Source organism: Micromonospora sp. C97 (genome assembly GCF_018070385.1).
Taxonomy (GTDB): domain Bacteria; phylum Actinomycetota; class Actinomycetes; order Mycobacteriales; family Micromonosporaceae; genus Micromonospora; species Micromonospora parva.
In genome coordinates this window covers 23,804-36,218 of sequence record NZ_JAGPXU010000001.1, presented here as the reverse complement: position 1 = coordinate 36,218, position 12,415 = coordinate 23,804, and the positions used below count along the sequence as shown (strand labels likewise).

The 12,415-nt window shown below is 69.0% G+C and carries 8 protein-coding genes; 6 read left to right on the top strand and 2 right to left on the bottom strand.

The window, feature by feature from the left end:
• The 3 genes from KBX26_RS00140 to KBX26_RS32870 all read left to right on the top strand — a co-directional run bounded on the left by KBX26_RS00140 (nt 1) and on the right by KBX26_RS32870 (nt 6,358).
• Nucleotides 1-465, top strand: a complete 465-nt coding sequence (locus tag KBX26_RS00140; protein WP_030336986.1) for a MaoC family dehydratase — start codon at nt 1-3, stop codon at nt 463-465.
• A gap of 382 nt (nt 466-847) precedes the next feature.
• Nucleotides 848-2,218, top strand: coding sequence for an endo-1,4-beta-xylanase (locus KBX26_RS00135; RefSeq protein WP_210864353.1), 1,371 nt, complete (start codon nt 848-850; stop codon nt 2,216-2,218).
• A gap of 495 nt (nt 2,219-2,713) precedes the next feature.
• Entirely contained in the window at nt 2,714-6,358 is a 3,645-nt protein-coding gene (locus KBX26_RS32870; RefSeq protein WP_051708924.1) for a hypothetical protein, read from the top strand.
• A 9-nt stretch (nt 6,359-6,367) separates the two neighbouring features.
• Here KBX26_RS32870 and KBX26_RS00125 read toward each other — a convergent pair whose 3' ends face one another.
• Complete coding sequence (locus KBX26_RS00125) at nt 6,368-7,417, bottom strand: acetylxylan esterase (RefSeq protein ID WP_210864352.1); 1,050 nt, start codon at nt 7,415-7,417, stop codon at nt 6,368-6,370.
• 21 nt (nt 7,418-7,438) lie between these two features.
• On the bottom strand, nt 7,439-8,476 hold the full coding sequence (locus KBX26_RS00120; protein ID WP_030338248.1) for a LacI family DNA-binding transcriptional regulator: 1,038 nt from the start codon (nt 8,474-8,476) through the stop codon (nt 7,439-7,441).
• A gap of 297 nt (nt 8,477-8,773) precedes the next feature.
• Between KBX26_RS00120 and KBX26_RS00115 the strand changes: the two genes are divergently transcribed.
• Genes KBX26_RS00115 through KBX26_RS00105 form a run of 3 tightly spaced genes read left to right on the top strand, consistent with a single transcriptional unit; the run spans nt 8,774 to nt 12,361 of the window.
• Nucleotides 8,774-9,763, top strand: coding sequence for a sugar ABC transporter permease (locus tag KBX26_RS00115; protein WP_030338250.1), 990 nt, complete (start codon nt 8,774-8,776; stop codon nt 9,761-9,763).
• The gene (locus tag KBX26_RS00110) at nt 9,760-10,671 is read left to right on the top strand and encodes a carbohydrate ABC transporter permease (RefSeq protein WP_307857712.1); all 912 of its coding nucleotides are present in this window, start codon (nt 9,760-9,762) and stop codon (nt 10,669-10,671) included. The genes KBX26_RS00115 and KBX26_RS00110 overlap by 4 nt, the downstream gene beginning before the upstream one ends.
• 52 nt (nt 10,672-10,723) lie before the next feature.
• Nucleotides 10,724-12,361, top strand: coding sequence for an extracellular solute-binding protein (locus tag KBX26_RS00105; RefSeq protein ID WP_210857873.1), 1,638 nt, complete (start codon nt 10,724-10,726; stop codon nt 12,359-12,361).
• Nucleotides 12,362-12,415 lie beyond the last annotated feature (54 nt).

Here is a 12,415-nt window from a genome sequence, read left to right as displayed (position 1 = left end):
ATGAGAGTGTTCACCTCGTTCGAGGAGTTGGCCGCCGCGACCGGTGAGAGCCTCGGACCCGGTCCGTGGCAGCGTGTCGAGCAGAGCCGTGTCGACCTGTTCGCCGACGCCACCGACGACCACCAGTGGATCCATGTCGACCCGGTCCGAGCCGCGGCCGGGCCGTTCGGCCAGCCGATCGCGCACGGGTATCTCACCCTGTCGCTGTTGCCGGCGCTGGCCGGTGGGCTCTACCGGGTCGAGGGGGTGGCGATGGGTGTCAACTACGGGCTGAACCGGGTGCGTTTCCCCGCGCCGCTGCGGGTCGGCGCCGCCGTACGCGCCACCGCCACCATCGCCGACGTGTCGCCGGTGAGCGGCGGCGTGCAGCTGGTCGTGACGGTCGTGGTGGAGAGCGACAGCGGCGGCAAGCCCGTCTGCGTGGCCGAGACCGTGAGCCGGCTCTACGCTGCCGCGCAGCGCTGACCCCAGCTCGTCTGCGGTCTGGTCGGTGTGCCGCGACCTCCGGTAGCGTTGCGAGAGAACTTCCGGAACTTGCGGTGCCCTGCGGCTGGTGAATCCACCCGGCCGACCCAGCAGGGCACCGCCGTCGCCTTCCGATGGCACCTGTCCTGGGCAGCTACGTCCTGCTCCGGTACCCGGGCCGAATCAATTCTCGCAATCCTTCCGGAAATTCTTGCCTGTCGATCAGTGGCGCTGACATACTCCACATCCACCGAGGTCGATGACCAGCGGTGTGTGCCACTTCCCGGGCGCACTCCCGCGCGTGGTCGTGACCCGGCACCCCACCACCGCAGGGGCGGTGCGCGTCACCTGCGCTGCCCCGGGTTCCACGGAAGGAAAAGACATGATCGAACGGTGCCAAGAGGACACCCCCCGCCCACGGTTCGGCCCCCGAGCCCGTACGGCGGTCGTCCTCGCCGCCGCCGCTCTGCTCGCCGCAACCAGCGCCGCGTTCCTGCCGGGCACGGCGAGCGCCGGTACGACGCTGGGCGCGTCGGCCGCGGAGAAGGGGCGGTACTTCGGTACGGCGGTGGCGGCGAACAAGTTGTCTGATAGTGCGTACACGACGATTTTGAACCGTGAGTTCAATTCCGTGACGCCTGAGAATGAGATGAAGATCGACGCGACGGAGCCGCAGCAGGGTCGGTTCAGTTACGGTGCCGCGGATCAGATTGTGAGTCATGCGCGGTCTCGGGGTATGAGCGTGCGGGGTCACACGTTGGCGTGGCATTCGCAGCAGCCGGGTTGGATGCAGAGCATGAGTGGTAGTGCGTTGCGGCAGGCGATGCTCAATCATGTGACGCAGGTGGCGACGCACTTCCGGGGTCAGGTGGTGGCGTGGGATGTGGTGAACGAGGCGTTCGCCGATGGTAGTTCGGGTGCGCGTCGTGATTCGAATTTGCAGCGTACGGGCAATGACTGGATCGAGGCGGCGTTCCGGGCGGCGGACGCGGCGGATCCGAACGCGAAGTTGTGCTACAACGACTACAACACCGACAACTGGACGCACGCGAAGACGCAGGCCGTGTACAACATGGTGCGCGACTTCAAGTCGCGTGGTGTGCCGATCGACTGCGTGGGTTTCCAGTCGCACTTCAACAACGACTCGCCGTACAACAGCAACTACCGCACCACGCTGTCGAGCTTCGCGGCTCTCGGTGTCGACGTGCAGGTGACCGAGCTGGACATCCAGGGCGCACCGGCGAACACCTACCGCGCTGTGGTGGAGGACTGCCTGGCCGTTGCCCGGTGCAACGGCGTCACGGTGTGGGGCATCCGGGACAGTGACTCGTGGCGGGCGTCGCAGACCCCGTTGCTGTTCAACAACAGTGGTCAGAAGAAGGCAGCGTACGACGCCGTCCTCGCGGCGTTGAACAACGGCACCACGCCGACCGACCCGCCGACCAACCCGCCCACGACTCCGCCGACCAACCCGCCCGGCGGCAGCTGCACCGCGACCCTGCAGGACGGCACCCGGTGGGGCGACCGGTTCAACAGCACGGTCACCGTCAGCGGCGCGAGCAGCTGGACCGTCGTGGTCGCCGTCACCTCGCCCCAGAAGATCTCCAGCACCTGGAACGGCAGCCCGACCTGGGACAGCAGCGGGAACGTCATGACCATGCGGTCGAACGGCAGCGGCAACTCCTTCGGCTTCACCACAATGGCCAACGGCAACTGGAACCGCCCGGTGGTCCAGTCCTGCACCGCCTCCTGACCAGCGGCGCACCCTGATGGGGCGGCGACGGAATCCGTCGCCGCCCCATCAGCCGGTCCGATCACTTTCCGACCGCTGGCCGAGCAGCCGCCCGGCGTCGCCGCGGCCGAGAGGCGCAGGCCCAGACTTTGTCGATCCGGTCGTTCGAGGTACGCGCTGACAGCGTCGACGAATCCGAGAAAACGATCATGTGCGTCGCTGAATAAAGACCCCCCCGTCTATTCAGGACCGTGTGACGCCCCCCGATCCCAGGACGGTCACCAGTGTTGTCGGTAACAACGCCGATGCCGTTTCTGGCGCGCGTCACACCGCCCTCCCCGTTCTCCTCCGTGCCGCCGATCGCGTTGCCTGTCGAAGGCGCCCACACACCTCGTCGTACGATGGCTGCTATCTGACAGTCACCGATCGGCGATCACGAAACTAGATATAGTCCCCCATGGATTGTTTGCCAATCATGTCGTGAGACTGACAAACAACTCTTCGACGGGGGACAACGTGGGTAGACCTGAGCGGCCGCTCGACCCGGAGGCGGGTGAGCTGGAGCGATTCGCGCTCGACCTGCGGAAACTGCGGGCGAAGGCGGGGACGCCGACGTACCGCCAACTGGCCAGACGGGCCCACTTCTCGGTGACCACCCTGGCGAAGGCGGCCAGCGGCGAGACCGTGCCGAGCCTTCAGGTGACACTCGCGTACGTGGCCGCGTGCGACGGCGATCTGGCCGAGTGGACCGAGCGGTGGCACAGTTTGATCGCCAGCGTGGCGTCCGCCGAGACGACGGAGGTCAGCCGGGGGCCGTACTGGGGAATGGCGGCCTTTCAGCCGGAGGACTCAGAATGGTTCTTCGGACGCGAGCGCATGGTGGCTCAACTGTGTGAAATGCTCACCCGTCTGCGGTTCGTCGCTGTTTTCGCCCCGTCTGGTGCGGGCAAATCATCACTGCTCCGCGCCGGCCTGCTGGCGGCAGTGGCGGAGAATCCCGGGAAGGGCCAGCCCGCCTGGGCCACTGTGCTGATGACCCCCGGCGAACACCCGGTCGAGGAACTCGCGACTCAGCTCGTGAATGGACAGGACCTGGCGCGCGGCACGGTCCAGAGCGAGCTGATCGAGGATCCGGCGAACATCCGCGCGACGATCGAGCGGATTCTCGACTCCCGTCCGTCGGTCGCACACCTGCTCATCGTGGTGGACCAGTTCGAGGAGCTCTTCACGCTCTGCCGCGACGAGGAGGAGCGATCGGGCTTCATCGCGGCGCTGCTCGCCGCGGCGGATCTTCCCAGGGCGCGTGTGGTGCTGGGGGTGCGGGCCGACTTCTATGGTCGGTGCGCGGCCTACCCGGCCCTGGTGGCGGCCCTGCACGAGCACCAACTGTTGGTCGGCCCGATGGACGACGAGGATCTGCGCCGGACGATCACCGGCCCGGCCGAGCGGGCCGGGTTGCAGGTGGATCCGGCGCTGGTGGAGATGGCCGTGGCCGACGTCGGCGGTCAGACGGGGGCACTGCCGCTGCTGTCCCACGCGCTGCTGGAAACGTCACGCCTGCGCCAGGGCAAGCGGATCACGCTGGCCCACTATCGCGAGTCGGGCGGCGTGAACGGTGCCATCACCCGGACCGCCGAAGGGGTGTACGCGCAGTTCGACGAGGGGCAGCGCGGGCTGGCCCGGGACATCTTCCTGCGGCTGACCGCCCTCGGTGACGGCACCGAGGACACCCGACGTCGGGCCCCCCTCGCCGAGCTGGTGGGCGGCGCCGACCCGTTGGCCGCGGCCGGGGTGCTGGGTCGGTTGACGGCCGCGCGCCTGGTCACCGCGGACGAGAAGGGCGTCATGGTGGCCCACGAGGCCCTGATCCAGGAGTGGCCCCGGCTGCGCCGCTGGCTGACCGAAGATCGGGAGCTGTTGCGGTCCCACCGCAGGCTGACGGAGGCCGCCGCCGAGTGGCATCGGCATCACCGCGCCGACGGGTTCCTGTACCGGGGGGTTCAGTTGGCGCTCTGGGGAGCCCACCGGGTGCTGGACCTCAGTGACCTGGAACGGGACTTTCTGGAGGCCAGCCGGGCCCGGGAGGCCCGGCGCCGTTCGGCCCGACGGCGGCGGACCCGGGTGGCACTGACCGGGCTCGCGGCAATCGTTGTGGTGGTGAGCGTCCTCGCGGCGGTGGCTCTGGTGCAGGCGAACCGGGCGGCGGCCGAACGGGACCTCGCTGTTGCTCGGCAGCTGACGGTCGAGGCCGGCAACCAACTGCAGATCGATCCGCGACAGGCCCAACGGCTCGCCAAGCGCGCGCTGACCGTACGCCCGACTCTCGACGCTGAGATGGTGCTCCGCCAGGCGGCCGTCAACGACCGGCTCCAGGCGATCGTGCCGATGAGCAGCAAGAAGGCCCTGGGCGTGGCGTTCAGTCCGGACGGGCAGCGGGTGGCTGCCACCGGGACGGACGGCGAGGTGCGGGTGTGGACCTGGACCGGGCGCGGCGTCTCCGGGCCGGGCCTGGCTCTCCCCGGCGGACCCGACGGGCAGCTCTGGAGCCCGGTGTTCAGCCCGGACGGGAAGCGGCTGGTCACCGCCGGCTCGGACGGTACGGTCCGGATCTGGCAGGTCGACGCGACCGCTGGGCCGATCGTCCTGCGCGGGCACGAGGGCCCGGTGTGGGGCGTGGCGTTCAGCCCCGATGGACGGCTGGTTGCCAGTGCCGGCGAGGACACCACCGTCCGGGTCTGGGATGCCCGCGGCGGCGCTCGACCGGTGGTGCTGCGGGGGCACACCAAGGTCGCTGTGGGTGTGGCGTTCAGCCCGGACGGGCGGCAGTTGGCCAGCAGCGGCCACGACGCGACGGTGCGGCTCTGGGATCTGGCCGACCGATCCGCCGCAACGACGCTGACCGGGCCGCGCACGGCCACCAGGACACTGGTGTTCAGCCGCGACGGCAGCCGCCTGGCCTGCTCCAGCAGCGATGGTACGGCGTGGGTGTGGTCGCTGACCGGGTCGACCGCTCCGGTGGTGTTGCGGGGGCATGAGGGCACAGTGGAAGGGCTCGCGCTGAGCCCGGACGAACAGTGGATCGCGACCACCAGCGACGACCTGACCGTGCGGATCTGGAACGCCGACGGCGCTGGCGACCCGCTGGTGCTGCGCGGTCACACCAACCGGGTCTGGGCGGTGGCGTTCAGTCCGGACGGATCGCGGCTGGTGACCGCCGCCGACGACGGCACGGTGCGGGTCTGGGACCCGGGCAGCGAACGGGTGATCCTGCGCGGCCACGACAAGGCCTCCTGGTCCGCCGCGTTCACCCCGGACGGGCAGCGGGTGGTCAGCGGCGGCGAGGACGGCACGGTGCGGGTCTGGAACCTGGCCGCGCCCGACGAGCCTCGGCTGCTCGGCCGCCACGACGGCGACGTCTACGGCCTCACGGTCAGCCCGGACGGCACGCGGGTGGCAACCGGCGGCAGCGACGGGACGGTACGGGTGTGGGACCTTGCCGGCAGAGACGATCCGGTGGTGCTGCGCGGGCACGAGAAACAGGCGTGGACCGCCGACTTCAGCCCTGACGGCCGTCGCCTGGCCAGTGTCAGCAACGACCGGAGCCTGCGCATCTGGGACCTGACCGGCCAGCGCGGCCCGGTGGTCCATCGGGTCGCCGAGGAGATCCGGTACGCCGCCTTCAGCCCCGACGGCACGAAGGTCGCCACCGCCGGCGCGGAGGGCACCCTGCGGATCTGGGACGCCCTCGGCGCGGCCGACCCGCTGCTCCTTCCCGGTCACGAAGGGCTGGTCTGGGCCGTGGCCTTCAGCCCGGACGGAGAACGGGTCGTCAGCGCCGGCTTCGACGGCACAGTGCAGATCCACTCCATCACCAGCGGCGTCGCGCCGATGGTGTTGCGAGGCCACGAGGGCCCCGTCTGGCACGTGTCGTTCAGCCCGGACGGGCGGTGGGTGCTCAGCGCCGGCAAGGACGGCACCGCCCGCCTGTGGCGCGCGTCGGAGACCGCGCAGTCGGTGACCTTCGACGGGTTCGGGGCGTCCGTGGAGACCGTGGACTTCAGCCCGGACGGCGAGCGGCTCGTCTCGACCCACGACGACGGCACCGTACGCGTCTGGCCCTGCCGTGCGTGTGCTCCGGTCCAGCGCCTGCTGGAGCCGTGAGCAGCACACTCACGGTGTCGGTGCGCGCCGTGGCGTCCGGTCGACGAGCGGATGTGCCCGGCGGTACCGGGCTGGGCGCAACACCGAGCCCAGCCAGCGCAGCTGACGCCGGACGTGTACGGCCTCGCCGCCCTCGTGACCGTTGAACGGGTAGACGTGCATCTCGCGTTCGGGTGGGACCGGCCTGCCGTTCGCGGCGCCGTAGTGGTTGTAGGCGGCGAAGGCCGTTCGCGGTGGGCAGACGGTGTCGCGCCGGCCGACCCCGAAATGCGCCGGGGCCGTCGCTCGGCGGGCGAAGCTCACGCCGTCGACGTAGGACAGCGTGCGCCAGACCGCCTCCTCGGCCTCCCGGTGCACGGCCAGGTACCGGGCGATCTCGCCGTACGGCGCGAGATCGGTGAGCGCGACGCTGCGACGCATGTCGCACAGGAACGGGGCGGTGGTCAGCACCGCGCTGAGGTCGTCGACGAGACCGGCCACCGCCAGGGCGAGGCCGCCACCCTGGCTGTTGCCGACCACGCTGACCTGGTCGCCGTCGACCCCGGGCAGCGCCCGGACCGCCGCGACCGCCCGGACCGCGTCGGTGATCAGGCGGCGGTAGTGGTAGGTCCGCGGATCGAGGACCCCCCAGGTGACCGGCGCGGGCCCGCCGGGCGCGCCGTGCGGGTCGGGGGTGTCCCCGGCGCCGTACTGGCCCGCCTGGCCCCGGTTGTCCATCAGCAGGTGCGCGTACCCGGCCACCGGCCAGGTCAGCCGTTCGTGGGGAAGGCCGCGACCGCGACCGTAGCCGGCGTACTCGACCACGGCCGGCAGCGGCTGCCGCACCCCCGCCGGGCGGGTGTACCAGGCGCGTACGGGGTCACCGCCGAAACCGGCGAACGTGACGTCCCAGGAGTCGAGCAGCGGCAGGTCGGTGGGCTCGGGACGGACGTCGACGAGCACCGGCGCGGTGGCCGCCTCGGCGAGCGTGTCCCGCCAGAACTCGTCGAAGTCGGCGGGCTCGGCGACCTCGGGCGCGTAGCGCTGAAGCTCGTCGACGGTGTTGGCGCAGTGGGGCACGGGTCCTCGCAGGGGCCGGGGTCAGTGCGGGTGTGTCGGTGGCGCGGTGCTCTCCCGGACGACCAGCTCGGTCACCAGGTCGATCCGGCTGGTCGCCGGCTCGTTCCCTCTCGTCAGGTCGAGCAGCATCTGGGTGGCGATGCCGGCCATGTCGCGCAACGGCTGGTTGATCGTGGTGAGGGCCGGGTCGGTCCAGGCGGAGAGCGGCAGGTTGTCGTAGCCGATCACCGAAAGGTCCTCGGGCACCCGCAGGCCGCACTGGCGGGCGGCCCGGAGCACCCCCATGGCCTGGATGTCCGACCCGGCGAAGATCGCCGTGGGCCGGTCCGGCCGCTGGAGCAGTTGCAGCCCGTGCGCGTGCCCGGCTCCGGCGGAGAAACTGCCGTAGCGGATCAGCTCGCGGTCGAGCACCAGCCCGGCTTCCTCGTGGGCCGACTGGAAGCCGGCGGCGCGGGCGCGGCTGCACAGCACCTCGGGTGGGCCGGAGATGACGGCGATCCGGCGGTGCCCCAGATCCAGCAGGTGCCGAGCGGCGAGCAGGCCGCCGTTCCAGTTGTTCGACCCGACGGTGGGCACGGAGGCCGAGGTCGCGCTGTCGGTGTCGACGACGACGAACGGTATGCCCTGCCGACGCAGGTGCTGCTGTTGCGCCTCGGCCAGGTGGGAGAGGACGAACACCACACCCAGCGGGCGGTCGGCGAGTAACGCCTCCAGCCAGCGTGCCGGCGGTCGGTGCGCGCCGTCGAGTTGGGCGACCGACAGCCCGATGCCGGCGGCGGAGGTCACCGCCTCGACGCCCCGCAGGATCTCCATCGCCCAGCCCGTGTCGAACTCGTGGAAGACGAGGCCCACCCGACCGCCGCTGGTCGCGTGTCGCCGGGCGCGGCGCTGGTACTGGTGGCGGTCGAGGCTCGCCTCCACCCGGGCTCTGGTGCCGGGGGCGACGTCGCCGCGTCCGTTGAGGACCTTGGAAACGGTCGCGACCGAGACGCCGACATCGTTGGCGATGGTCGCGATGGTGGTGGAGGCGGGTGGGCCGAGCGGGCGGTGCTCTGTCATCGCAGCCCCATACAACATCCGAAAGTTTCGGCCGACCTTAACATGATGCGACATTCACGCCAGTCGGTCTCGCCGTCGGCGTGCCCATTGGTGGGTCGTCGCGCGGCCCGTCGACGACGGAACGCCGATCTCAGGGTCACCGTGTGCAGGAAACAATGCCTGGTGGTCCGATTGAGACTCTTGACAGGCATCGATGGGGCACTTAGGTTGCCGAAAAGGTTGCGCAGGTTTCCGGAAAGTTTCGGATCGTGAAGTTTCGGATCGGGGCTGTTCCCCAGTCGGCATAGGAGGTCGTGGATGACATCCACCCTGCGGCCACCGCCGCCGGCGCCGCCGCGCTCACCGCAGGAGGCGCGCAGTCCTGCTCCGCGCCCACCGCGACGTGGCCGAAGCTGGCGGCAGGCACTGCGCCGGGACTGGCAGCTCTACTCCCTCGCCATTCTGCCGCTGCTGTTCTTCCTGGTCTTTCGGTATCTGCCGATGCTCGGCAACATAATCGCCTTCCGCCGGTTCAAGCCGGGCGGCAGCATCTTCGGTGAGTACTGGGTCGGGCTGCGCTACTTCCGGATGTTCCTCACCGACCCGACGTTCTGGGAGGTGTTCACCAACACCCTGGTGCTCGGGGCACTGACCCTGCTGTTCTGCTTTCCGCTGCCCATCGTGCTGGCGCTGCTGCTCAACGAGGTCCGGGCCCGCCGTTTCAAGCGGTTCGTCCAGTCCGTCTCCTACCTGCCGCACTTCCTGTCGATCGTGATCGTGGCCGCGATGGTCATGCAGCTGACCTCGATCGAGGGCACGGCCAACCAACTCGTCAGTCTGTTCGGCGGCGACCCGGTGGCATTCCTGCAGAAACCGGAGTGGTTCCGCACCATCTACGTCTCGTCCGAGGTCTGGCAGACGGTCGGCTGGGGCACGATCCTCTACCTCGCCGCCCTCACCACCATCGACGAGGACCTGTACGAGGCAGCCCGGATCGACGGCGCGGGCCGGCTGCGCCAAACCTGGCACATCACGTTGCCCGGCATCCGCCCGACGATGATGACCCTGCTGATCCTCAACATCGGCAGCTTCCTGGCCGTCGGGTTCGAGAAGATCCTGCTGCTCTACAACCCGTTGACGTACCCGACCGCCGACGTGGTCTCCACCTATCTGTTCCGGATGGGCTTCCAGTCGAGCAACTTCAGCTACGCGGCGGCCATCGGTCTCTTCGAGGCGGTGATCGGGCTGATCCTCGTCCTGTCGGCGAACGTCATCTCCCGTCGCACGGTGGGGACGAGCCTGTGGTGACCTTCGGTACGAAGATCGACGCCCCGAAGACCCGCGGGCCGGACGACAGCCGGGGTTACCGGGTCTTCCGCGTCGTCAACACGGTGGTCCTGCTCGGCGTCGTGGTCGTGACGCTGTACCCGTTCCTCAACATCGTGGCCCGCTCGCTCAGCGAAGAGGCGTACATCATCGCCGGCAAGGTGAGCGTCGTCCCGCGTGGGTTCGACCTGACCGCGTACAAGCTGGTGATGTCGGACTCGCTGTTCTGGACGAACTACCGCAACACGGTGGTGTACACGGTGGTCGCCACGCTGATCTCCATCGTGCTGACCACCTGTTACGCGTACGTGCTGTCGAAGCCGCAGCTCAAGGGGCGCGGAGTGCTCGTCGGGGTCGCGCTGTTCACCATGTTCTTCTCCGGTGGCCTGATTCCCAACTACGTGCTGGTCACCAGCCTGGGGATGAAGAACACCATCTGGGCCGTGGTGGTCCCCAACGCCATCAGCGTGTTCAACCTGCTGGTGATGAAGGCGTTCTTCGAGAGTCTGCCGACCGAGTTGGAGGAGGCCGCGGCGGTCGACGGGCTGAACACGTACGGCATCCTGCTGCGGATCGTGCTGCCGCTGTCGAAGGCGATCATCGCGACGATGGTGCTCTTCTACGCGGTCTCCTTCTGGAACTCGTGGTTCACCGCGTTCCTCTACATGGACCAGCAGGATCTGCTGCCAGTCACCGTCTACCTGCGCAACCTCATCGCGGGCGCCACCGACGCACAGCAGTCCGGCGCCGCCGACGCCGACGTTGTGCAGGCCGCGGCCACCCTCCAGGCCGTGACGATCGTGCTCACCACAGTGCCGATCCTGGCGGTCTACCCCTTCGTCCAGCGGTACTTCGTCCGCGGCGTGATGCTCGGCGCGGTCAAGGGATGACGCCGAATGCCGCACCGCGGCACCTCCGAACCCACCATCGAAAGGACGAGCCATGCTCCACAAGACGTGGCGCCGCGTGGCGGTAGCCACCGCGGGTCTGCTCGCGCTCTCCCTTACCACCGCCTGTTCCGAGGACCCCGGTGAGTCGACGGACCTCTCCGGGAACCGGGTCGGCGCGATGGCCGACTACGGCGTCGGCGACCAGTTCAAGGCCAGCGAGGCGCTCTCGTTCTCCACCCTCTACAACAACCACACGTTCTACCCGCTCAAGGAGGACTGGCTGTTCTGGTCCGAGTTGACGAAGCGGACCAACGTCACCATCGAACCGGTGGCCGTGCCGCTGAGCGACTACGAGCAGAAACGCAGCCTGCTGATCGGCGCCGGGGACGCGCCGCTGATCATCCCGAAGACGTACCACCCGCAGGAGAACGCGTTCGTGGCCTCCGGGGCGATCCTTCCGGTGAGCGACTACCTGGACCTGATGCCCAACCTCAAGGACAAGATCGCCAAGTGGAACCTCAAGCCGGAGATCGACAACCTGCGGCAGGCCGACGGTAAGTTCTACCTGCTGCCCGGGCTGCACGAGAAGCCCACGCAGGACTACACGGTGCTGGTGCGCACCGACATCATGCAGGAACTCAACCTGCCGACGCCGAAGACCTGGGACGACCTGTACGCCGTACTCAAGGCGATGAAGGCGAAGTACCCGAACGTCTACCCGTACTCCGACCTCTTCAGCAAGCCGAACCCGACCGGCGCGTTGCTGAACATCCTCGGCTCGGCCCACGGCACCCAGGCGGGCTGGGACTACCAGCACGCCACCTGGGACCCGGCGGCGAAGAAGTTCACCTACACCGGAGCGTCCGAGCAGTACAAGCAGATGGTCACCTTCCTGCACAAGCTCGTCGCCGAGGGCCTGCTCGACCCGGAGAGCTTCACCCAGACCGACGACCAGGCCCGGCAGAAGCTCGCCAACGGCAAGTCCTTCGTGGTCACCGGAAACGCGCAGACGCTGGTCAACAACCACCGGCCCGACCTGGCCAAGACCCTGCCGAACGCGAAGATGGCCAAGATCCCGCTGCCGGTCGGCCCGGCCGGCGAGGTCAACCCGTTCCCCCGGCTGGAGAACGGCATCATGATCTCCACGAAGGCCCGGGAGAGCAAGAACTTCGTGGCCATGATGCAGTTCATCGACTGGTTGTGGTACTCGGACGCCGGCCTGGAGTTCGCCCGCTGGGGCGTCGAGGGCACCACCTTCACCAAGGACGCCTCCGGGAAGCGCACGCTCAACCCTGGCGTCGACTTCCTCGGCCTCAACCCGAAGGCGCCCAAGCACCTGCAGAAGGACTTCGGCTTCCAGAACGGCGTCTTCGCCTACGGCGGCAGCCCCGACCTGGTCCGCGGGTTCTTCTCCCCGGAGGAGCTGGAGTTCCAGAAGGTGATGGACGCGCGTGCCCCGCGGATGGTGCCTCCGCCGGCCCCGTTGACCGACGAGGAGCGCGAGCAGGTGTCGCTCTGGGAGACGCCGCTGAAGGACTTCGTCACCCAGAACACGCTGAAGTTCGCCCTCGGCCAGCGGCCGCTCGCCGAGTGGGACGCGTACGTGGCGGAGCTGAAGGCCAAGAACTCCGACCAGTACATCGAGCTGGTCAACAAGGCGTACGAGCGGTTCCAGAAGAACAACGGCTGATCAGCGAGGTCCGGGTCGGGCGGCCAGTCGCGGCCCGACCGGACCTCGTCGTGA

Bases quoted from the DNA above. Each gene is read 5' to 3' on its own strand.
- KBX26_RS00140 (WP_030336986.1), top strand. From the start codon at position 1: ATGAGAGTGTTCACCTCGTTCGAGGAGTTGGCCGCCGCGACCGGTGAG.
- KBX26_RS00135 (WP_210864353.1), top strand. From the start codon at position 848: ATGATCGAACGGTGCCAAGAGGACACCCCCCGCCCACGGTTCGGCCCC.
- KBX26_RS00120 (WP_030338248.1), bottom strand. From the start codon at position 8,476: ATGACAGAGCACCGCCCGCTCGGCCCACCCGCCTCCACCACCATCGCG.
- KBX26_RS00115 (WP_030338250.1), top strand. From the start codon at position 8,774: ATGACATCCACCCTGCGGCCACCGCCGCCGGCGCCGCCGCGCTCACCG.
- KBX26_RS00105 (WP_210857873.1), top strand. From the start codon at position 10,724: ATGCTCCACAAGACGTGGCGCCGCGTGGCGGTAGCCACCGCGGGTCTG.